Genomic DNA, 21,780 nt, shown 5'->3' on the forward strand with positions numbered 1-21,780 from the left:
GACGGGCTCGTGATGCCCGCACGACAGCGTCGAGCCCGTCCCGCGTTCGAGGACGGAGGCGGCGACCGGACGCACCCGGTCACCGCCCGTCCCGGCCACCGCCTACAGGTACCGCTTGATCTCGCGCCGCGCCAGCGACCTCTGGTGCACCTCGTCGGGCCCGTCCGCCAGCCGCAGCGTCCGCGCCGCCGCCCACAGCTCCGCCAGCGGGAAGTCCTGGCTGACGCCGCCCGCACCGTGCAGTTGCACCGCCTGGTCGAGGATGTCGACCACCGCGCGCGGGGTGGCGATCTTGATGGCCTGGATCTCCGTGTGGGCACCCCGGTTGCCGACCGTGTCCATCAGCCACGCCGTCTTCAGCACCAGCAGCCGCAGCTGCTCCACCGTGACCCGCGCGTCCGCGATCCAGTTCTGCACGACGCCCTGCTGGGCGAGCGGCTTGCCGAAGGCCGTACGGGACACCGCCCGCCTGCACATCAGCTCGATGGCCCGCTCGGCCATCCCGATCAGCCGCATGCAGTGGTGGATCCGGCCCGGACCGAGACGCGCCTGGGCGATGGCGAAGCCGCCGCCCTCCTCGCCGATCAGGTTCGCGGCGGGCACCCGCACATCGGTGAACACGACTTCCGCGTGACCGCCGTGGTAGTGGTCCTCGTACCCGTACACCTGCATCGCGCGCCGCACTTCGAGGCCGGGCGTGTCGCGCGGGACCAGGATCATCGACTGCTGGCGGCGGATGTCGGGTCCGTCCGGGTCGGTCTTGCCCATCACGATGAAGATCCGGCAGTCCGGGTTCATCGCCCCGGAGATGTACCACTTGCGGCCGTTGATGACGTAGTCGTCACCGTCCCGCACGATCCGGGTCTCGATGTTGGTCGCGTCCGACGACGCCACCTCGGGCTCGGTCATGGCGAACGCCGACCGGATCTCACCGGCGAGCAGCGGCTCCAGCCACTGCTTCTTCTGCTCCTCCGTGCCGAACTGGAAGAGCACCTCCATGTTGCCGGTGTCCGGCGCCGCGCAGTTCAGCGCGGTCGGCGCCAACTGCGGGGAGCGGCCGGTGATTTCGGCGAGCGGAGCGTACTGGAGGTTGGACAGCCCGGCACCGTACTCCGCGTCGGGCAGGAAAAGGTTCCACAGGCCCTGCTTGCGCGCCTCCGCCTTCAGGTCCTCGACGACCTGCGGGGTGTCCCACGGGGAGGCGAGCAGTGCGCGCTGCTCGTCCGCGATCTTCTCGGCCGGGAGGACATGCTCGTCCATGAAGGCGAGCAGCTTGGTGCGCAGCTCTTCCGTGCGGGCGTCGAATGCGAAATCCATGGGCTGATCAGCCTTCCTGAAGGGTGGTGAGGCCGTGCTCGATGAAGACGGGGACGAGATCGCCGATCCGGTCGAAGCCGGCGCCGACCGTCTGGCCGAGGGTGTAGCGGTAGTGGATGCCCTCCAGGATCACGGCGAGCTTGAACCACGCGAACGCCGTGTACCAGGAGATGGCGGAGGTGTCCCGGCCGGAGCGGGCGGCGTAGCGCTCGATCAGTTCGGCGGGGGCGGGGTGGCCGGCCGCGCCGCTGGTGGTGGAGACCGGGGACTTGGGCAGACCGAGATCGGAGCTGTACATCACCAGGAGGCCGAGGTCGGTCAGCGGGTCGCCGAGTGTCGACATCTCCCAGTCGAGGACGGCCTTGATCTCGTCGTTTGAGCCGATCAGCACGTTGTCCAGGCGGTAGTCGCCGTGGATGACGGTGGGCGCGGGGGAGACGGGCAGCTCGCGCCCGAGCGCGGCGTGGAGCTCGTCGATGCCGGGCAGCTCGCGGTTGCGGGAGGCGTCCAGCTGCTTGCCCCAGCGGCGCAGCTGCCGGTCGAGGAAGCCCTCGGGGCGTCCGAAGTCGGCGAGCCCCACCGACTCGGGGTCCACCGCGTGCAGTTCCACCAGCGTGTCGACCAGCCCGAGGACGGCGGCCCGGGTGCGCTCGGGGCCGAGCGGGGCGAGCTGCTCGGCGGTGCGGTACGGGGTCCCCTCGACGTACTCCATGAGGTAGAACTGCGACCCGATGACCGAGTCGTCCTCGCAGAGCAGCACCGGCTCGGGCACCGGCACGGCGGTCGGATGCAGTGCGCTGATCACCCGGTGCTCGCGCTTCATGTCGTGCGCGGTGGCGAGGACATGGCCGAGCGGCGGCCGGCGCACGACCCAGTGGCCGGTGCCGTCCGTGACGATGTACGTCAGGTTGGAGCGACCGCCCTCGATGAGGCGGGCTTCGAGCGGTCCGTTCACCAGACCCGGCCGCTCGCGGTCGAGATATCCGCGGAGCCGGTCCAGGTCGAGACCTGGCGGGTGGACTGAGCTCATCGTGCGCACCTCCGGGGTGAAAAAGACGTCGAAGGTCATGATGCCGACCAGTCGGTATGTCGTCCAGTGAACTCCTGGATTCCCCTTGTGCGGACTCAGGCCCCAGCGGTCCCGGACTCTGGCGCTCGGTCCTGTCTCTGAATAAGGTTCACGTATGGATACTGCGTTGCTGATCGACGAAGTCCGGCTGACCCCGATCCTCATAGCCGACCCGCCGCTGCTCAACACCCAGGGCGTCCACCAGCCGTACACCCCACGGCTCGTCGTGGAGGTCATCACGCGCGGTGGGACGACCGGCGTCGGGGAGACCTACGGGGACGGCAAGTACCTCGAACTCGCCGAGCCGCTCGCCCAGGCCCTGGTCGGCCGCTCGGTCAGCGATCTGAACGGCCTCTTCGCCCTCGCGGAGGAGGTGTGCGGTGATTCACGCGCCGCCGACGAGCGCGTGGAGGCCGGCGGGCTGCGCGGCGTCCAGACCGCCGACAAGCTCCGGCTCTCCGTCGTCTCCGGCTTCGAGGTCGCCTGCCTGGACGCCCTGGGTAAATCCCTCGGCCTGCCCGTGCACGCGCTGCTCGGCGGCAAGGTCCGCGACAGCGTCGAGTACAGCGCGTACCTCTTCTACCGCTGGGCCACCCACCCCGAGGGCGGCGAACAGGACGACTGGGGTGCCGCCGTCGACCCGGCCGGAGTCGTCGCCCAGGCACGTCGGTTCGCCGGCGAGTACGGCTTCTCCTCCTTCAAGCTCAAGGGTGGTGTCTTCGAACCCGACCAGGAGATCGCCGCGATCCGCGCTCTCGCCGAGGCGTTCCCCGGGCAGCCGCTGCGGCTGGACCCGAACGGCGCCTGGTCCGTCGAGACCTCGCTCCACGTCGCCGAGCAGCTGAAGGACGTACTCGAATATCTGGAGGACCCGGCGACCGGCACGGACCTGATGGCCGCCGTCGCCGCGGGCACCGACGTACCGCTCGCCACGAACATGTGCGTCACGACCCTCGCCGAGGTCCCGGAGGCCTTCGCCCGCGGCGCCGTCCAGGTCGTGCTCTCCGACCACCACTACTGGGGCGGCCTGCACCGCACCCGTGAGCTGGCCGGGATCTGCCGCACCTTCGGAGTCGGACTCTCCATGCACTCCAACACCCACCTGGGGATCAGCCTCGCCGCGATGACCCATGTCGCGGCCACCGTCCCCAACCTCGACTACGCCTGCGACAGCCACTACCCCTGGCAGACCGAGGACGTCATCACCACCCGTCATGTGTTCAAGGACGGCCGGCTGACCGTCTCCGACGCCCCGGGGCTCGGCGTCGAACTCGACCGGGGGCGCCTGGCCGTACTGCACCGGCGGTGGCTCGCCGACGACGGCACGATGCGCGAGCGCGACGACGCGGCGGCCATGCGCAAGGCCGAGCCGGAGTGGGTGACGCCGGCCATCCCGCGCTGGTGAGCGCGGGGCGGGCCAGGTGTCGGGAGGCGGCCACCGCGGCCTCGATCCGGGGGCGGGCGTCCGGCCCCGGCCCGCCCACGCCGTGGCCGCCGTCCGAGGCCGCCACCGTCTGAGTTGCGTCCGGCCTGAGCAGCCCGGATGGTCGGATGATGAAGGCGATCAGCTACAGCAGGTACGGCGGGGCCGAGGTCCTCGAGTACGGCGAGCGGCCCGACCCGAAGGTCGGCCCGGACAGTGTGCTGGTGAAAGTGCGGGCAGCGGCCGTCAACCCGGTCGACTGGAAGGCCAGGGAGGGCCATCTCCAGTCGGGACTGGAGGCCGTCTTTCCGGTGATCCCCGGCTGGGACGTCTCCGGAGTCGTCGTACAGCCCGGTATCGCCGTCGACGAATTCGCTGTCGGCGACGAGGTCATCGGCTATGTGCGGGAGGACTTCCTGTCCCGCGGCACCTTCGCCGAGTACGTCGCCGCCCCCGTGCGCACCCTCGCCCGCAAGCCGCTGAGCCTGAGCTTCGAGGCGGCGGCGGGCCTGCCGCTGGCCGGGCTCACCGCCTACCAGGTGCTGCACCGCTCGCTGCGGATCCGGGAGGGCGACACCGTGCTGGTCCACGCGGCCGCGGGCGGGGTGGGCTCACTGGCCGTCCAGCTCGCCCGGCACGCGGGCGCCCGCGTCATCGGCACCGCCAGCGACCACAACCACGACCATGTGCGAGGGCTCGGCGGCGAACCGGTGGCGTACGGCGAAGGGCTCGCCGACCGGATCCGGGCCCTGGCTCCCGACGGGGTCGACGCCGCCTTCGACACCGTCGGCGGCGAGGCCCTGCGCGTCTCCGCGGAGGTGCTGAAGCCCGGGGGCCGGCTGGTGTCCATCGCGGACGGCGAGGTCTTCTCGTACGGCGGCCGCTATGCCTTCGTACGGCCCGACACCGACGACCTCGCCGAGCTGAGCGCCCTGGCCGAGGAGGGCGTCATCTCGGTCCATGTCGACCGGACCTTCCCGCTGGAACAGGCCGCGGACGCCTACCGGCTGAACGAGGAGGGGCGCACCCGGGGGAAGATCGTCGTCACCGTCCCCTGGGACAGCTGACGGCCCCGGCACGGCCCCTCAGAAGATCATCGCCGCTGCGAACACCGCGAGCGCCACCGTGCACACCGCCGCTGTCAGGGCGCCGCGCGGCGACAGGGGCCGCGGCTGAGCGGTCCCCATCACCCGGACCCGCCGGTGCGCCACCTGCAGAAAGCCCAGCCAGGCCAGCACGCTCAGTGACAGGGCGACGAGCCCGGCCGGGGTCACACCGTCGTGCAGGGCCTGCTTGCCCGCCAGCAGAGCCACCACCGTGCAGGACAGGGTGGTACGCCGCCACGCCAGCCGGGTCCGCTCGGGCTGCAGCCCGGGGTCCCGGACGGCGGCCGTCAACGGGCCTCCCAGCCGAAGACGACGACCACCACCATCGCGACGGCGACGACGGCGACCGCAAGGCCGAGCAGCGCCGGGAAGCGGGAGACCGGCAGGTCCTCGCCGCGCCGCATCGCCCGCTCGCACCGCACCCAGTGGTTGACCGCCCGCAGCGCACACAGCACACCGGCCGCGAGCAGGGCGAGCGCCAGCCCCGTTCTGACCCCCCAGGCCAGGTCGGGCAGGAACTGGTCGACGGCGAAGCCGCCCCCGATGAGTGCCAGAGCCGTCCGGATCCAGGCGAGGAAGGTGCGCTCGTTGGCGAGCGAGAAGCGGTAGTCGGGGGTGTCGCCCTCGTCACGGATCCGCTCCGGCGCGAACCACAGCCTCAGACCTTGTACGAAGTCGTTCACGACCGAACCCTAACCAGCGCTCCGCCGGTCGCCTGCCGGGACCCGGCCCGCCCGGAACTCCCGCAGCCGGCGATACGTCTCCAGTCCGTCCGGCACCCACTCCCAGTCGCCGAGCCGCTCCGTCAGCTCGTCATCGGTGAGGAAGGTGTGCCAGGCGACCTCCTCCACCTGCGGGTTCACCGGCAGCTCGCACCGCACCTGGTAGACGTGCGACCACCAGGTGTGCTCCGCGCTCTGGTAGAGGAACTTGAAGAGCGGTTCGGGGCGGGGGAGCCCCGTGACACCGAGCTCCTCCTCGGCCTCGCGCAGCGCCGCGTCGTCGTACGACTCGCCCGCGCCGACCACCCCGCCGACGAACATGTCGTAGTGCGAGGGGAAGACCAGCTTGGTCGGGGTCCTGCGGTGCACGAAGAGCCGGCCGTCGGCGTCCCTGGCCTCGATGAAGACACAGCGATGGCGCAGGCCCCGCGCGGTCGCCTCACCGCGCGGGGCCTGACCGACGACCTCGTCGTTCTCGTCGACGATGTCCAGAATTTCGTCAGCAGCAGTCATGAGGCCCATCCAACCCCAGCTACCGGGCCGGGGATCGCCGACCGGGCAGCACCGGGCGGGTGGACGCATGATCCGCCCGCCCGGGCGAGCCGCCCGTCAGTGCGGCTGCAGGCTGCGCTTCCGGCGGTGGTGGTCGTGGCCCGTCGGCATCGCCGGATGCAGCCCCAGCAGCACGATCCCGACGACGATCGCCACCAGCCCGGCCGCCTGCCAGGCCAGCGCACCCGTGTCGGTGCGCACCTGGTCGCCGAGGAAACCGATCCCGCAGGCGATCCCGGCCAGCGGCTGGGCGGCGGTCAGCGCGGGCAGCGACATCCGCAGCGGCGCCGTCTCGAACGCGCTCTGCACCAGGATCAGCCCCGTCACGCCCAGCACCACCACCGCGTACGGCTGCCAGCTCGTCACCAGTGCCGTCCACCCCGCGTCCGACAGCAGCTGCCCGCTCATCCGGGTCAGTGCGTCCTGGAGGCCGTACAGCAGCCCGGCGGCCACCGCGAGCAGCGCCGCGGCCGCTCCGTGCTGCGAGCGCTTGGCGAAGGTGGTGAGCAGCAGGGCTATACCCACGACCACGCCGACCACCAGCCAGTGCCGCAGTGCGTTCGTGATCGTCTCGCCGCCCTGAGGCCGGCCCCCCAGCAGGAAGGCGGTGACGCCGCCTGCCAGCAGCCAGAGCCCGGCCCAGCCCTGCCGGCCGAGCCGCTGGCCGGTGCGATGGCGCGACAGGGCCATGGCGAAGAGCAGATTGGTCGCCAGGAGAGGCTCGACGACGGACACCTCGCCCTTGCCGAGGGCCAGCGCCCCAAGCGCCATGCCGCTGACCATCAGGCCGATCCCGGCCAGCCAGCTCCGTACCCGCATCAGGTCGAGCAGCAGCCGGGGGGAGAGATAGTCCCTCCTCGGGGCGTGCCGGGCGGCAGCCTGCTGCAGGACGAAGCCGAATCCCAGACAGCAGGCGGCGCTCACGGCGAGTACGAGCACCAGCACCGACACGCTTCTCTACCTCAAGTCCGGCCAGGAGAGGGTGATTTGTTTCGACGATAGCGCCTTCGAGGTGACAGTGCGGCCGGAGCGCGTCCGACCGGGCGGTTGACGCCGCAGCGGCCGGTGCCGAAGATCTGACGCACGAGTAACTTCCGGTGCTCCCTCCGGACCCCGTCCCACCCCGCTCGCCCCGACTCGCCCGACAAGGATGGAACCCATGGCGTACGACGCTGATGTGATCGTGATCGGGGCAGGGCTCGCGGGTCTGGTGGCCACCGCCGAGCTCGTCGACGCGGGCCGCACGGTGATCCTGCTCGACCAGGAGCCCGAGCAGTCGATCGGCGGCCAGGCACACTGGTCCTTCGGCGGCCTCTTCCTCGTCGACTCACCCGAGCAGCGCCGCATGCGGATCAAGGACAGCCACGAGCTGGCCCTCCAGGACTGGCTCGGTACGGCCGGTTTCGACCGCAAGGAGGACCACTGGCCACGGAAGTGGGCCGAGGCGTACGTCGACTTCGCGGCCGGTGAGAAGCGGTCCTGGCTGCACGCCCAGGGGCTGCGGATCTTCCCCGTCGTCGGCTGGGCCGAACGTGGCGGCTACGACGCGAACGGCCACGGCAACTCCGTACCCCGCTTCCACATCACCTGGGGCACCGGCCCCGGTGTCGTGGCCCCCTTCGAGCGCCGGGTCCGCGAGGGCGTCGCCAAGGGGCTCGTCCAGCTGAGGTTCCGCCACCGGGTCACCGGCCTCGGCCGCACCGCGGGCGCGATCGACACCGTGACCGGTGAACTCCTCGAACCGAGCGGCGCCCAGCGCGGCACCGCGAGCAGCCGCGAGGCGACCGGCGCCTTCGAGCTGAAGGCCCAGGCGGTGATCGTCACCTCCGGCGGCATCGGCGGCAACCACGACCTCGTACGCAAGCAGTGGCCCGAACGGCTCGGCACCCCGCCCGCGAAGATGCTCTCCGGGGTCCCCGCCCACGTCGACGGGCTGATGCTCGGCATCACCGAGGAAGCGGGCGCCCACCACATCAACCGCGACCGGATGTGGCACTACACCGAGGGCATCGAGAACTGGAACCCGATCTGGGCCAAGCACGGCATCCGGATCCTGCCGGGACCGTCCTCGCTCTGGCTGGACGCCCGGGGCAAGCGGCTGCCGGTCCCGCTCTTCCCCGGCTTCGACACGCTCGGCACTCTCGAGCACATCACGAAGTCCGGCTACGACTACACCTGGTTCGTTCTCGACCAGAAGATCATCGGCAAGGAGTTCGCGCTCTCCGGCTCGGAGCAGAATCCCGACCTGACCGGTAAGTCGATCCGCGGCGTGATCGGCCGAGCGCGTGCGGACGTGCCGGGTCCGGTGAAGGCGTTCATGGACAACGGCGTGGACTTCGTCGTGGAGAAGGACCTCGAATCGCTGGTCCGTGGCATGAACGCGCTCACCGACGAACCGCTGATCGACGCGGCTGAGCTGCGCCGCGAGATCACCGCCCGGGACCGCGAGACGGCCAACCCGTTCACCAAGGACCTGCAGATCACGGCGATCCGCGGCGCCCGCACCTATCTCGGCGACAAGCTGATCCGTACGGCGGCCCCGCACCGCATCCTGGACCCCGCGGCCGGTCCGCTGATCGCCGTACGACTCAACATCCTGACCCGGAAGTCGCTCGGCGGCCTGGAGACGGACCTGTCGTCACGGGTGCTCAGGGAGGACGGCACGCCCCTGTCCGGCGTGTACGCGGCGGGGGAGGCGGCAGGCTTCGGCGGCGGCGGGGTGCACGGCTACCGCTCGCTCGAAGGAACGTTCCTCGGCGGCTGCATCTTCTCCGGGCGGGCTGCGGGCCGGGCCGCGGCGGAGGCGGTCGGCTGACGCCGAGCCGTTCGGCGGGCCGTCCGGGGAGGTTTCGGCCGGCCACGTGGTCACCGGTCTCGGTGCCCGCGCTATTGAAATGTCATGGGCATGTAAATTTTCTCCTTGGGGTCTACCCGCATAGACCTCGGGGCGTCATCCTGATCGCGTACCTCGACCGGCGCCCGCTCGTACGAGGGTCGAGCGCCACGCTCCACTGTCCACGCACGGAACGAAGCCCCGTTCGCAGATCGGATCTCCCACGTGACAGGAGAGGATGAGCAATGAGGATCGTGACCAAGGTGCTGGTCGCCACGGCCTCCGCCGCCGTGTTGGCCATGGGGGCGCCGGCGCAGGCGGTGGTGCCGCCCGAGCACGCGGTGATCGTGTGTCAGAGCGCGAGCTTCTACGCCAACTACGACAGTTCCTCCGGGCCCACCGGACTGATCCGTGTCCTCGGCTACGGCAACAAGGTCGGCCACACCCGCGGCGCCCACCCCGTCTACAACGGCTGGGCCGCCACCTTCGACTTCGGCAAGGGCGACTGGGGCTACGTCCGCAACGAATGCCTCGGCGGCTACGGCTCCTGGTAACGCAGTCGCTCCTGGTCACGCAGTCCCGAACGTCATACCGCACGCCGATCTCCGGAAGGACTCGTCATGCCCGCACCCCGCACCGTCCGAGCAGTCGCAGCCGTGGGAGCCCTGACCGCGGGCCTGCTCATGGCCGCCGGCCCGGCCCAGGCCGCGAACGGCACCATCGGTCAGCGTGAAACTGTGTGCGCCCAGGACCTGTATGTGCGTACGGACCCCGGCGGGGCCTGGACCGGGACCCTCTACAAGGGACAGACCTTCACGGTGGAGAGCAAGCAGAGCGGCTGGGCCTACGGGTTCGCCTACGGCGACATCAACCGTCACGGCTGGGTGCAGGACGGCTGGTTCTGCTGATCCTCTGCACAGCGGCACGCCAGGTCCATGCGCAGCTCGACGGCGGCCGGGCGGAGGTCAGTCCTGCGTACCGCCGGTCGGCCGGTCCTCCGCCCCGACGACCGGAACGAGCTGCTCGACGACCCGGAACCGTTCGGCGACGACCAGTGTGTCGTCGTCGACCGTGAACTCCGGGTCGCCGAGCGCCTCCCGCATCTCCTCGCCCTGCCAGAACCGCTCATGGCTCGCGCGCCATTCGGCCACCGAGGTGTCGCCCTCGCCCTCGTCGACCGCGTGCTGGAGATCGATGTCGCCGAGCCGCAGGATCCGTACCTCGGTGACCTCCACCACCGCGACCTCCCGGCCGGCCGAGTCGATCACCGCCGATCGCTCGCCCACCGGAGGCAGCTCCTCCTTCTCCGCCTCGTACTCCGCCAGCAGCCCTGTCGTCGACACCTTCGCGCCCGAGAGCACCGCCCTCACCAGCTGATCGCGCAGCGGCCCGGGAAAGGCGAGAAGAAAGGGCTTGAGAGGCTCACGGTTCGACATGGCGCAAGTCTGGCATGGCCCGTCAGGTACGTGACGAGGGCTGACGAATGCCGGGTTCCGGCCAACTCTTCTGCAAATGACTGCAGTTGATCAAGGTCAACTCTTGACGCGGAGCCTTGCCTACCGCTTGGCTGTGCGCGATCAGGAATGCCCGCGCACCACCACTCTCGCCCCAGCTCCCACCGCCGACCTTTTCCAGCCCGTACCTGCGCGTACCCGTTTCGCAAAGGAAGCCAGCGGTGTCCCCGCCCCCGCCTCCCCTGGGCCGCTCCCGAAGACGGGGCGGACGCTCCGGCCATCCCTTCGATCCGGCGCTCGACGACACCGAACTCATCGAGGTACGAGGGCAGTTCACCCAGGGGCGGTGGACCCGAGCCCGCTCCCTGCTGGTCGCCACCGGCAGCGACTGGGACCGTCGCGGCCATCGCGTCGTCGCCCTCGCCGAGACTCCGTCCTCCGCCGGCTGGGCCCGCGACTGGCTGCTCGCCGAACCCGACAGCGCCGACGCCGCCACCCTGCTGGCCTGCGCCACCGTGGTCCGCGCCCTGCATGGCAAGGACACGCCTCAGGCGGCCCGCGAGGCCTGTGTGCGCGCGGCGCGACTGGCCCCCGACGACCCCACGCCCTGGCTGGGACAGCTGATGCTGGCCCGTACGTACGGCACCCAGGAAGAGGCGGGGAAGCTCTTCGACGCGGTACGCATCCGCCACCCCGACCACCACCACGCGCATCATCTGATGACGGCCCGGCTCGCCGAGAACCACCCCGACAGCGGCCAGGACCCGCTGCACGAGGTCTACGACTTCGCGGCCTGGGCCGCCGAACAGGCGCCCGCCGATTCGCCGCTCGCCGTCCTCCCCGTCGTCGCCCACGCCGAGCGCTACCGCGTCCTGGTCGCGGCGGGCAGCGAGTCCGACGACCCGGTGCGCTCCGGGCACTGGTCGGGGCGGCGGGCCCGGCAGGTGATGAAGGCCGCGTTCGACTGGTGGCTGGAATGGGAGCGCGAGGACCACCCGCGCAACCGCGCCGACCTCAACTTCCTCGCCCACGCCAAGGTCTGCGAGGGCAGGCCGGCCGAGGCCGCCGCCCTCTTCCTCCGCATCGGGCCCCACGCGACGGCCGCACCCTGGTCGTACTCGGGCCGGGACCCGTACCAGGCCTTCCTCACGGCGCGCGGCACCGCGCTCGGTACGCCTTGAGGAGCCACCCGCCGCAGATCAACCCGCCTCAGATCCACCCGCTGCTGTGCAGCAACTCCCAGTGTTTCTCCCCTGTTTCTCCTCAACGAAGGGACCACCCCCGCCATGTCGACGGGCAGTTCGAGAACGAGTGAGGCCGGCGTGACCGGCGATACGGGCGGTATCAGCACCTACAAGGGTGAGGAGCGGGCCCTGCGTGCGGACCGGCTCGGCACCGCGGGGCTGCTGCTCTCGGTGCTCGCCGCAAGCGCCCCCCTGATGGTCGTCGCCGGGGTGATGCCCACCGTCTTCGGCGTGATGGGCATCGTGGGCCAGCCCCTGCTGTACGTCATCCTCGGCGTCGTCCTGATGCTGTTCAGCGTCGGCTACGCGGAGATGAGCCGGCACGTCCACAACGCCGGAGCCTTCTACGCCTACATCGCCCGTGGGCTCGGCCCGACCGCGGGCGCCGGTGCCTCGCTCGTCGCCCTCGTCGCGTACAGCGCCATGCAGGTCGGCATCTACGGCATCCTCGGCTTCGAGGTCTCCGGACTCTTCTCCACCTACCTGGAGATGGACGTCGCCTGGTGGATACCGGCCGCCGTCGCCGTACTGGTCGTCGGTGTCCTCGGCTGGCTGAAGATCGACCTCAACGCCAAGGTCCTCGGCGTGCTGCTGGTCGTCGAATGCGCGCTCGTCGTGATCTTCGACATCGCGGCCGTCTCCAAGCCGGGACCTGAGGGCCTGTCCCTGCACGCCTTCAACCCCGACACCCTCACCGGCGCCGGACTCGGCACCGCGCTCTGCTTCTGCATCGCCGCGTTCGTCGGCTTCGAGCAGGCCCCGGTGTACGCGGAGGAGACCAGCCGCCCGCAGATCGTCGTCTCCCGGGTGATGTTCCTCGCCGTCGGTTACGCCGCGCTGTTCCTCGCGCTCAGCTCCTGGGCGCTGACCGTCGCCGCGGGCCCCGGGTTCATCGCGGACAGCTCGCTCAAGGAGGGGCCGGCGCTGCTGTTCGGTCTCACCGAGGACCGGCTCGGCACGACCTTCACCGATGTGCTGCACGTGCTCTTCGTCACCGGCATGTTCGCCGCGCTGCTCAGCTTCCACAACGTCGTCGCCCGCTACGCGTTCGCGATGGGGCGCGAGAGCCTGCTGCCCGCCGCCTTCGGCCGTACCAACAAGTCCAGCGGCGCCCCCGCCACCGGCTCAGTCCTGCAGTCCGTCGTCTCCCTGGTCATCGTCCTGGCCTTCGCGTTCACCGACGACAACCCGGTCGGTGACCCGACCGCCCCCGTGCTGCACCTGTTCACCTGGATGGGCAACGTCGGCGCGCTCGGCGTCATCCTGCTGATGGCGGCGGCCTCCTTCGCCGTGATCGCCTTCTTCGTGAAGCGCGGCGCGGGCCGGGCGCAGCTGCCGCGGCTGATCGCCTCCGGCCTGGCCGGGGTGGCGTTGCTGGCGATCGCCGTCTTCACGGTCCGGGACTTCGACGTACTGGTCGGCTCGGGCCCGGGCTCGGTGCTCAACTGGGTGCTGCCCGGCGTTGTCGTCGCCTCGCTCGTCATCGGCCTGGTCTACGGCGCGGTCCTGCGATCCGCGAAGCCGGAGGTGCACGCCAGGATCGGCCTGGGCAACGAGGCGTTCCAGTTGGAGAAGGCGGCCGAGAGCGGTGCGGTCCACCACTGAGCCCGGTCGTCTTACCGAAGTGTGACGGACACCCGCAGCCCCTGGTGACGGGCGGCTGCGGGTGTTCGAATGGTCGGGTGAACAGTCGCCCTCCCGATGCCGAAGGCACACCCGTCGGCCGCCGCCTGGTCCTGACCATGCTCGGGGTCGGCGCCGCCGCAGTCGTGGCGGCGCCCGCCCTTCAGCGGGTGATGGAATCCGGGCTCGGCGCGGTCGCCGACAAGGACCCCACCGGCCTGACCGGGCTGCTGCCCAATGGCGGCGGCTTCCGCTACTACTCCGTCGCCTCGTCCGTACCGAGGAAGAGCGCCGCCGACTACCGGCTGAAGATCGACGGCCTCGTCGACCGGCCCGCCACGTACACCCTGGACGGGCTCCGCGCCCTGCCGCAGACCAGGCTGGTCCGCGACGTCCAGTGCGTCACCGGCTGGCGGGTCCCCGAGACCCCGTTCGAGGGCGTCCGGCTCTCCGCGCTGCTGGAAGCGGCCGGGGTGCGGCCCGGAGCGAAGGCGATCCGCTTCACCTGCTTCGACGGCACGTACAGCGAGAGCCTCACCCTCGACCAGGCACGGCGCCCCGATGTGCTGGTCGCCCTGCGCATGCAGGACAAGCCGGTGGCCCACTCGCACGGCGGTCCGGTCCGCCTCTATGTCGCCCCGATGTACTTCTACAAGTCGGCGAAATGGCTCTCCGGGATCACCGTCACCGACTCCGTGAAGCCCGGCTACTGGGAGGAACTCGGATATGACGTCGATGCCTGGGTCGGGCGGTCCAACGGCCGCGACGACGACCCCACCGGCTGACCCCGCCGGACGGATGCGCCGCTTCAGCGGTGCGGAGCGCTGGGTGCACCGCACCACGGCCTGGCTGATGCTGGTGTGCGTGGCGACCGCGGCCTGCCTGTACGTACCCCAGCTCGCCGAACTGGTCGGCCGCCGCCATCTCGTGGTCACTGTCCACCAATGGTCCGGGCTGCTGATCCCCGTCCCGCTGCTGGCCGGTCTCGTCTCCCGGGCGCTGCGCGCCGACCTGTCCCGGCTCAACCGGTTCGGGCCGCACGACCGGGTGTGGCTACGGGCGGTGCGCCACCGTGACCACCGGCCCGGGTCCCGCCCGGCCGGAAAGTTCAACGCGGGCCAGAAGCTGTACGCGGCCTGGATCGCGGGCGCCGTGCTGGTCATGATCGGCACCGGGCTGCTGATGTGGTTCACCGGTCTCGCCCCGCTGATGTGGCGTACCGGCGCCACCTTCGTACACGACTGGCTCGCGCTCGCGATCGGGATCGTGCTGGCCGGACACATGGCGATGGCGCTCGCCGACCCGGAGGCACGCCGTGGCATGCGCACCGGGTCGGTCGAGCGCCATTGGGCGCGGACCGAACACCCCCTGTGGGGGAAATCCGCCGACGCGCCGGACGATGATCCGACGCGTCGCCAGGAGCTGTCCGGCTAGAGGATCAGCGACAGCAGCAGGATGAAGGCCAGCGAGACCACGGAGATGATGGTCTCCATCACCGACCAGGTCTTCACCGTCTGGCCGACGCTCATCCCGAAGTACTCCTTCACCAGCCAGAAACCGGCGTCGTTGACGTGGCTGAAGAAGAGCGAGCCCGCACCGACGGCGAGGACCAGCAGCGCAGCGTGCGACGTCGACATGTCGGCGGCGAGCGGGGCGACCAGACCAGCCGCCGAGATCGTGGCCACGGTCGCCGAGCCGGTCGCGAGCCGGATCGTGACGGCGATCAGCCAGCCCAGCAGGAGCGCCGGGATCGACCAGTCCTTGGAGAAGTCCAGGATCATCTGGCCCACACCGGCGTCGATGAGGGTCTGCTTGAAGCCACCGCCCGCACCGACGATCAGCAGCACACCCGCGATCGGGGCGAGGGACTTCTCGACGGTGGTGGAGAGCCGCGCCTTGGTGAAACCGGCGGCCCGGCCCAGCGTGAACATGCCGACTATGACGGCCGCGAGGAGAGCGATCAGCGGCGAGCCGATCACATCGGTGACCCGCTGGACGTGGTTCTCCGGGTTGTCCACGACGATGTCGACGAGGGCCTTGGCCAGCATCAGCACGACGGGCAGCAGGATGGTCGCCAGCGTGGCACCGAAGCTGGGACGGTGCTCCAGCTCCTCGGACGGGCGCAGCGGGATCATCTTCTCCGGCGCCTTGATGTCCACCCAGCGGGCGGCGTACCGGGAGAAGACCGGGCCCGCGATGATCACTGTCGGGATGGCGACCAGCACACCGAGCGCCAGCGTGACACCGAGGTTGGCACCGAGGGCGTCGATCGCGACCAGCGGGCCGGGGTGCGGCGGGATCAACCCGTGCATCACGGAGAGACCGGCGAGCGCCGGGATGCCGATGCGCATCAGGGAGTAGTTGCCGCGCTTGGCGACGAGCAGCACCACCGGGATCAGCAGCACGATGCCGACTTCGAAGAAGAGCGGCAGACCGATGATCGAGGCGATCAGCACCATGGCCCACGGCATGGCTCGCCCGCTCGCCTTCGCGAGGATCGTGTCGACGATCTGGTCCGCGCCGCCGGAGTCGGCGAGCAGCTTGCCCAGAATGGCGCCGAGGGCGATCAGGACACCGACGCCCGCGACCGTGGAGCCGAGGCCGGCGGTGAAGCTGGCGATCGTCTTGGCGGGAGCGGCGCCGGCGAAGGAGCCGAGCGCGAGCGATCCGATGGTCAGCGCCAGGAAGGCATGCAACTTGAACTTGGTGATGAGCAGAACGATGACGGCGATGCCCGCCAGAACGGCGATGCCCAGCTGCGCGTTACCGGCCGAAGTTATGGGTTCGACGGCGTCCGCTGCCAGCATCTCGACGCTGAGACTGGTCACGGTGATGATCCTTAGACTTCGAGCCGGCGCAACGCGGCGACGGCTCGCTGAGTGATTTCTTCGGGGGTGCCGGACACGTCGACGGAGACGCCGGCCTCGTCGTCCTGCAGCGGCTGCAGGGTGGCGAACTGCGAATCGAGCAGGGCGGTCGGCATGAAGTGGCCCTTCCGCTCCGCCATCCGCTCCTCGATGAGGGCGCGGTCGCCGGTCAGATGGAGGAAGACGGCCCCGGGGGCCTCGGCCCGCAGCCGGTCGCGGTAGACCCGCTTCAGCGCCGAACTGCTGACGACGCCACCGAGTCCGGCCCGGCCGTGCGCCCACTGCCCGATCGCATCGAGCCAGGGCCACCGGTCGGAGTCGTCCAGCGGGGTGCCGGCCGACATCTTGGCGATGTTCGCCGCGGGATGGAAGTCGTCGCCCTCGGCGTACGGAACGCCGAGTTCGGCTGCGAGCAGGGGGCCGATCGTGGTCTTGCCGGTCCCTGCTACGCCCATCACCACGACGACGTGGGGGGTGCTCATTGGTGGTGCCTCGCTGTCTCCGTCGACGTCTTCCTCGACATCGGTCCGTCGCGCTACTGAAACCTATACGTACGACTTATTCAAGATGCTGTGACATAAACGTCGTACTTTTTGTTCCCGAAGGGTGCCCCGTAGGCTTTGTCCATGACCACACAGGGCCCCGGCCTGCATACACACGTGCTGGACACCCTGGGCCTGGAGATCGCCGCGGGGGACTGCCCGCCGGGCCAGGTGCTGCGCACCGACGAGCTCGCCCAGCGTTTCGACGTCTCCCGCACGGTCGTACGCGAAGTGGTCCGAGTCCTGGAGTCCATGCACCTGGTCGAGTCCAGGCGCCGGGTCGGTGTGACCGTGCGGCCGACCGAGGCCTGGAACGTCTACGATCCGCAGGTCATCCGGTGGCGACTGGCGGGCGCCGACCGGCCGCGCCAGCTGCGCTCCCTGACCGTGCTGCGCTCGGCGATCGAACCGGTCGCGGCGGGGCTCGCGGCCCGGCATGCCACGCCGGACCAGTGCGTGGCCCTCACCGAATGCGCGCTCGGGATGGTCGCGACCTCACGCGGTCAGCAGCTGGAGCGGTATCTGGAACACGACATCGCGTTCCACCGGATCGTGCTCAACGCCTCCGGGAACGAGATGTTCGCGCGCCTCGGGGACGTCGTCGCCGAGGTCCTGGCAGGGCGTACCCACCACCAGGTGATGTTCGAGGACCCCGATCCGGCGGCGGTCACACTCCACGTACGGCTCGCGGAGGCGGTGCGGGAGGGCGACGCGGTGGAGTCCGAGCGGCTGACGAAGGAGATCGCCGTGGGTGCCCTGCACGAGCTGGACGTCCTCGCGCCCTGAGGCCGTTCCTCGAGGCGCCGTGCACGAGCCGTTCGTCCACCGGGACCTGAGGTCCGGCGGGTCCGGCCTCAGGCGCCGGACGAGTTCGCCGTGACATGCTGCAGCCGCGCCGCGGCCGCCGCGAGCATCATCTCCAGTGCCGCCGGATAGCCGCTGCGGCCCATCTCCGCCACCAGCACCGGCGCGGTCGCCGCGATGTGCGGATGCGTGGTCCGCTCCAGTCGTGCGTACGTCTGCGGCCACGTCTGCACCTCCAGCGCGCGGGCCCGCTCCGACAGCACCAGCGTCGAGGCGTCCAGCGCTGCGAACGACAGCGTCTGGTCGACGAACACGTGGTAGATCCGCACCGCCTCGCCGTCCGGGAAGCCCGCCCCGCGCAGAATCCCGAGGATGGTCTCCACCGCCTGGATCTCGTGCGTACGGCCGGTGACCCGGGCACACGTCAGCAGGGCCGCCTGCGGATGGGCCAGATAGTCGGCATGCATGCGCAACCCCAGGTCACGCAGGTCGGCCCGCCAGTCCCCGGTCGCCCGCCAGCCGGACAGCGTACGGCCGATCAGCTCGTCGGCCACCGCGAGCAGCAGCTCGTCCGTGTCCCGGAAGTACCGGTAGATCGCGCTCGGATCGCATCCCAGGGCGGCGCCGAGCCGGCGCACGGTGAGCGCCGCCGCCCCGTGCTCGCCGATCAGCCGCAGCGCCGTCTCCACGATCAGCTGTTCCGACAGCACCGTGCCCTGCTTGGTGGGACGCCTGCGGCGCCGCGCCCCCTCCGCCACCACCCGCTCGCTCGCACTCATGCGGCGCACCTTATGACAACAGCGTTGACGTGCGGAACCCCCGAGGAGTTCGATGTGCCGCCATCGGGGCCGAAGAGCGCCCCTCGGCGAAGGAGCCACCGTGACGGACTCACCCACCCCCTACGGCAGCGACCCACCAGGAGCCGCGTCCCTCAGGAAGAGCCTCGGCGTCGTCGACGGCTTCGCCATCGCCGCGTCCTCCACCGCCGCAACCACGAGCATCGGCATCGGTCTCGGCGTCACCGCGGGCGCCGTCGGCCTCCATCTGCCGATCATCATGCTGCTCGGCTTCCTGCCCATCCTGGGCATCGCGAGCGCCTACTCCCGGCTCAACCGGGTCGAGCCGAACATGGGCAGCGGCTACGTCTGGGTCGGCCGCTCCCTCAGCCCTTGGCTCGGCTTCCTCGTCGGCTGGATCGGCATCGTCTCCACGGTCGTCTTCCTCTCGTACACCACGACGGTCACCGGATCCGCCCTGCTCCAACTCGCGGGCGAGGGCGGGCTGCACACCCTCGCCGGGCTCCACCTCGACCCGGACTCCACCGCCCAGTCGACCGCCCTCGGCATCGCCGTCCTGATCGCCGTCACCTTCACCGCGATCACCGGCATACGGTCCGCCGCCAACCTGCAGAAGTACCTGCTCGTCTTCGAGTACGTCGTGCTGCTCGGGTTCTGCGGGTACGGACTGGTCGTCGGCCCGCACCCGTTCAGCCTGGACTGGATCAACCCGTTCACCATCCCCTCCGGGCAGCAACTCGCCCAGGGGCTTCTCCTCTCGGTCTTCTGTTACTGGGGATTCGAGTCCTCGTTCAGCGTCAACGAGGAGGTCCGCGACCCGCAGGACGCCTCCAGGGCCGGGCTCATCACCCTCTTCACCATGCTCGGCCTCTTCCTCCTCGGCTCCTTCGCCTTCCAGCGCGTGCTCTCGCTGGACGAGCTGACCGGTCACGGCGCCCAGGGGCTCACCTACTTCGGTGACCGGCTCGCCGGCCAGCCGCTCGCCGCGCTCCCGCTGATCGCCCTCACCTTCTCCGCCGTGGCCTCCCTCCAGTCCGGTGTGATCCCGACCGTGCGCGGCATGTTCGCGATGAGCCGGGACCGTACGCTCGGCCCGCTCTGGACCAAGGTCAGCCCGCGGTTCGGCACACCGGCGGCCGGAACGGTCGCGATCGGCTGTGTCGCCGCCGCCGTCGCGGTGCTGTCCCTCGTCATCCCGAAGGTCGGCGACCTGATCCTGGCCTCCGTCAACGCGATCGGCGTCGTCGTCTCGGTCTACTACGCGCTCACCGCACTGGCCGCCGCCGCACGCTTCCGCGGCCTGCTGCGCGAAAGCCCTTCCGAGGCGCTGCGTGCCGTCGTACTCCCGGTGCTCAGCGCCGTCGCACTGCTCGGCCTCGGCGGCTATCTCTGCTGGTCCTTCTACACCTCCGCCGACCACTTCGCGATCAGCCCGGACAACGGCTGGTTCATGCTCTTCTGCCCGGCGGCCATGCTGTTGACCGGCGTGGGCGCGGCGGCCTGGGCCAAGTGGGTAAGGAAGTCCCCGTATTTCGTCACGGGCCGCTCCCTCGCCCCTGTCGAACCCGCGGTCACCGAATCGGCCTGATCCCGAGCGCGCCACCCCACGACTCCCACGGAAACGGAATCACCCATGCACCACGCCCCCGCCGATCTCGTCCTCACCGGCGGCCCCGTCCTCACCATGGACCCGGCCCGCAGCCGCGCCACCACGGTGGCCGTCACCGGCGACCGCATCACCGCCGTCGGCCACGACGAGGTGCGTGAACTGATCGGTCCGAGGACCGAAGTCGTCGACCTCTCCGGCCGACTGCTCGTTCCCGGCTTCCAGGACGCGCACATCCACCCGGTCACCGCCGGCCTCGAACTCGGGCAGTGCAACCTCACGGAGTCCCGTACGGCGGCGGACACCCTCGCCGCGGTACGGGCCTACGCCGACAGCCATCCGAACCAGGAGTGGATCACCGGCGGCGGCTGGTCCATGGAGGCCTTCGACGGTGGCAGCCCGACCCGGGACCGGCTCGACACCGTCGTACCCGACCGTCCCGTCTTCCTGGTCAACCGCGACCATCACGGCGCCTGGGTCAACACCCGCGCCCTGACGCTCGCCGGCATCACCCGCGACACCCCCGACCCGGCCGACGGCCGTATCGAACGCGACGACCGGGGCGAGCCCACCGGACTCCTCCAGGAGGGCGCCATGGACCTGGTCGCCCAGCACACCCCGCGCTCCACGCCCGCCGACCGGCTCACCGCCCTGCTCCGAGCCCAGCGCCTCCTCCACTCCTACGGGATCACCGCCTGGCAGGACGCCATCGTCGGCGTCTACGGCTCGATGGACGACGCGTCCGACGCCTATCTCACCGCGGCCCGCGACGGATCGCTGACCGCCCGTGTCGTCGGCGCCCTGTGGTGGGACCGCGAGCGCGGCGCCGAGCAGATTCCCGAACTCGTCGCCAGGCGGAAGGAGCTGACAGACGGAAGGTTCCGGGCCGGCTCGGTGAAGATCATGCAGGACGGGGTCGCCGAGACGGGCACCGCCGCCCTGCTCACCCCGTACCTCGACGCCTGCGGCTGCGCCACCACCAACAGCGGCACCAGCTTCGTCGACCCCGTCGAGCTGCGCCGGTACGTCACCGAACTGGACGCCCTCGGCTTCCAGACCCACTTCCACGCCCTCGGTGACCGCGCCGTGCGCGAGGCACTCGACGCCGTCGAGGCGGCCCGCACCGCGAACGGCCGCACCGACACCCGGCCCCACCTCGCCCACCTCCAGATCGTCCACCCCGACGACATCCCCAGGTTCCGCGAGCTCGGTGCCACAGCCAACATCCAGCCGCTGTGGGCCGCCCATGAACCGCAGATGGACGAGCTGACCATCCCCTTTCTCGGCGACGAACGCGCCGCGCTGCAGTACCCGTTCGGCGCGCTGCTGCGGTCCGGCGCAACCGTCGCGGCGGGCAGCGACTGGCCGGTCAGCAGCGCCGAACCGCTGCACGGCATCCACACCGCGGTCAACCGGATCGCCCCGGACGGCGAAGGACCGGTCTTCCTGCCCGGGGAGCGCATCGGGCTCACCGCCGCCATCGCCGCGTACACGGCAGGATCGGCCCATGTGAACCACCTGGACGACACCGGCTCCATCCGCGCCGGAGCCCTCGCCGACCTGGTGGTCCTGGACCGCGACGTGTACGCGGGCCCGCCCGAGGAGATCGGCGCCACCCGCGTGCTCCAGACGTACGTCGGCGGACACCGGGTCCACGACACGGAGGCCTGACACACCGGTAGGCGGCCCCCGCGGAACCTCCGGTGGGGCCGCCCCGCCGCGCCACCGCTGCCGTGACACCCACCCACCGCGTACGGTTGTTCGCGTTCGATCACCGGGCATCGGTCGTACGTCGCAGAAGCCCGGACCGTCACGAAAAGG

At 70.7% G+C, this 21,780-nt stretch carries 22 protein-coding genes; 12 read left to right on the forward strand and 10 right to left on the reverse strand.

Annotated features, from left to right (window positions below; genetic code table 11):
* Positions 1-102: 102 nt before the first annotated feature.
* Both OHB49_RS32965 and OHB49_RS32970 read right to left on the reverse strand, forming a co-directional pair.
* Positions 103-1,317, reverse strand: coding sequence for an acyl-CoA dehydrogenase family protein (locus OHB49_RS32965; protein ID WP_329164603.1), 1,215 nt, complete (start codon positions 1,315-1,317; stop codon positions 103-105).
* A gap of 7 nt (positions 1,318-1,324) precedes the next feature.
* The gene (locus tag OHB49_RS32970) at positions 1,325-2,347 is read right to left on the reverse strand and encodes a phosphotransferase family protein (protein ID WP_030968361.1); all 1,023 of its coding nucleotides are present in this window, start codon (positions 2,345-2,347) and stop codon (positions 1,325-1,327) included.
* A gap of 154 nt (positions 2,348-2,501) precedes the next feature.
* On the opposite strand from OHB49_RS32970, the gene OHB49_RS32975 reads away from it, so the two are divergent.
* Positions 2,502-3,791, forward strand: a complete 1,290-nt coding sequence (locus OHB49_RS32975; RefSeq protein ID WP_329164605.1) for a glucarate dehydratase family protein — start codon at positions 2,502-2,504, stop codon at positions 3,789-3,791.
* A 149-nt stretch (positions 3,792-3,940) separates the two neighbouring features.
* A complete protein-coding gene (locus OHB49_RS32980; RefSeq protein ID WP_329164606.1) occupies positions 3,941-4,876 on the forward strand; it encodes an NADP-dependent oxidoreductase in 936 nt (311 codons plus the stop codon).
* 18 nt (positions 4,877-4,894) lie between these two features.
* Here OHB49_RS32980 and OHB49_RS32985 read toward each other — a convergent pair whose 3' ends face one another.
* The 4 genes from OHB49_RS32985 to OHB49_RS33000 form a co-directional block, all read right to left on the reverse strand.
* Positions 4,895-5,206: a DUF202 domain-containing protein gene (locus OHB49_RS32985; protein ID WP_030968367.1), complete on the reverse strand. Its 312-nt coding sequence runs from the start codon at positions 5,204-5,206 to the stop codon at positions 4,895-4,897.
* Positions 5,203-5,598, reverse strand: a complete 396-nt coding sequence (locus tag OHB49_RS32990; RefSeq protein ID WP_329164608.1) for a YidH family protein — start codon at positions 5,596-5,598, stop codon at positions 5,203-5,205. Before OHB49_RS32990 ends, OHB49_RS32985 begins: the two co-directional genes overlap by 4 nt.
* 9 nt (positions 5,599-5,607) lie before the next feature.
* Positions 5,608-6,150, reverse strand: coding sequence for an NUDIX hydrolase (locus OHB49_RS32995; RefSeq protein ID WP_037851630.1), 543 nt, complete (start codon positions 6,148-6,150; stop codon positions 5,608-5,610).
* Between the two features lie 96 nt (positions 6,151-6,246).
* The gene (locus OHB49_RS33000; RefSeq protein ID WP_329164610.1) at positions 6,247-7,140 is read right to left on the reverse strand and encodes a DMT family transporter; all 894 of its coding nucleotides are present in this window, start codon (positions 7,138-7,140) and stop codon (positions 6,247-6,249) included.
* A 208-nt stretch (positions 7,141-7,348) separates the two neighbouring features.
* Here OHB49_RS33000 and OHB49_RS33005 point away from each other — a divergent pair, with 208 nt between their 5' ends.
* The 3 genes from OHB49_RS33005 (at position 7,349) to OHB49_RS33015 (ending at position 9,930) form a co-directional block, all read left to right on the forward strand.
* A complete protein-coding gene (locus OHB49_RS33005) occupies positions 7,349-9,004 on the forward strand; it encodes an FAD-binding dehydrogenase (protein WP_329164611.1) in 1,656 nt (551 codons plus the stop codon).
* Positions 9,005-9,267: 263 nt separating this feature from the next.
* The gene (locus tag OHB49_RS33010) at positions 9,268-9,576 is read left to right on the forward strand and encodes a hypothetical protein (RefSeq protein ID WP_313936494.1); all 309 of its coding nucleotides are present in this window, start codon (positions 9,268-9,270) and stop codon (positions 9,574-9,576) included.
* 66 nt (positions 9,577-9,642) lie between these two features.
* Complete coding sequence (locus OHB49_RS33015; RefSeq protein WP_313936493.1) at positions 9,643-9,930, forward strand: hypothetical protein; 288 nt, start codon at positions 9,643-9,645, stop codon at positions 9,928-9,930.
* Positions 9,931-9,987: 57 nt separating this feature from the next.
* Here OHB49_RS33015 and OHB49_RS33020 read toward each other — a convergent pair whose 3' ends face one another.
* Complete coding sequence (locus OHB49_RS33020; protein WP_329164613.1) at positions 9,988-10,458, reverse strand: ASCH domain-containing protein; 471 nt, start codon at positions 10,456-10,458, stop codon at positions 9,988-9,990.
* Between the two features lie 239 nt (positions 10,459-10,697).
* Here OHB49_RS33020 and OHB49_RS33025 point away from each other — a divergent pair, with 239 nt between their 5' ends.
* From OHB49_RS33025 to OHB49_RS33040, 4 genes are all read left to right on the forward strand, one after another.
* Complete coding sequence (locus OHB49_RS33025; RefSeq protein ID WP_329164614.1) at positions 10,698-11,657, forward strand: hypothetical protein; 960 nt, start codon at positions 10,698-10,700, stop codon at positions 11,655-11,657.
* A 105-nt stretch (positions 11,658-11,762) separates the two neighbouring features.
* On the forward strand, positions 11,763-13,325 hold the full coding sequence (locus OHB49_RS33030; protein ID WP_329164615.1) for an APC family permease: 1,563 nt from the start codon (positions 11,763-11,765) through the stop codon (positions 13,323-13,325).
* Between the two features lie 137 nt (positions 13,326-13,462).
* On the forward strand, positions 13,463-14,128 hold the full coding sequence (locus OHB49_RS33035) for a molybdopterin-dependent oxidoreductase (RefSeq protein WP_329166698.1): 666 nt from the start codon (positions 13,463-13,465) through the stop codon (positions 14,126-14,128).
* Positions 14,129-14,141: 13 nt separating this feature from the next.
* Positions 14,142-14,777, forward strand: coding sequence for a cytochrome b/b6 domain-containing protein (locus OHB49_RS33040; RefSeq protein WP_030968389.1), 636 nt, complete (start codon positions 14,142-14,144; stop codon positions 14,775-14,777).
* Here the strand turns inward: OHB49_RS33040 and OHB49_RS33045 are convergent.
* Both OHB49_RS33045 and OHB49_RS33050 read right to left on the reverse strand, forming a co-directional pair.
* Positions 14,774-16,171, reverse strand: a complete 1,398-nt coding sequence (locus OHB49_RS33045; RefSeq protein ID WP_329164617.1) for a GntT/GntP/DsdX family permease — start codon at positions 16,169-16,171, stop codon at positions 14,774-14,776. The two genes, OHB49_RS33040 and OHB49_RS33045, sit on opposite strands and share 4 nt — an antisense overlap.
* Positions 16,172-16,182: 11 nt before the next feature.
* A complete protein-coding gene (locus OHB49_RS33050) occupies positions 16,183-16,692 on the reverse strand; it encodes a gluconokinase (RefSeq protein WP_329164618.1) in 510 nt (169 codons plus the stop codon).
* Positions 16,693-16,836: 144 nt separating this feature from the next.
* Here OHB49_RS33050 and OHB49_RS33055 point away from each other — a divergent pair, with 144 nt between their 5' ends.
* Positions 16,837-17,538 (forward strand): FadR/GntR family transcriptional regulator, encoded by a 702-nt coding sequence (locus OHB49_RS33055; RefSeq protein ID WP_329164619.1) that lies wholly within the window; start codon positions 16,837-16,839, stop codon positions 17,536-17,538.
* 68 nt (positions 17,539-17,606) lie between these two features.
* Here the strand turns inward: OHB49_RS33055 and OHB49_RS33060 are convergent, their stop codons facing one another.
* Positions 17,607-18,335: a TetR/AcrR family transcriptional regulator gene (locus OHB49_RS33060; protein ID WP_329164620.1), complete on the reverse strand. Its 729-nt coding sequence runs from the start codon at positions 18,333-18,335 to the stop codon at positions 17,607-17,609.
* A 52-nt stretch (positions 18,336-18,387) separates the two neighbouring features.
* Here OHB49_RS33060 and OHB49_RS33065 point away from each other — a divergent pair, with 52 nt between their 5' ends.
* A complete protein-coding gene (locus OHB49_RS33065) occupies positions 18,388-19,941 on the forward strand; it encodes an APC family permease (protein WP_443079587.1) in 1,554 nt (517 codons plus the stop codon).
* A gap of 45 nt (positions 19,942-19,986) precedes the next feature.
* Positions 19,987-21,630, forward strand: coding sequence for an amidohydrolase (locus OHB49_RS33070; RefSeq protein WP_329164623.1), 1,644 nt, complete (start codon positions 19,987-19,989; stop codon positions 21,628-21,630).
* Positions 21,631-21,780: the final 150 nt, after the last annotated feature.

The sequence above is a fragment of the Streptomyces sp. NBC_01717 genome (assembly GCF_036248255.1).
GTDB lineage: Bacteria > Actinomycetota > Actinomycetes > Streptomycetales > Streptomycetaceae > Streptomyces.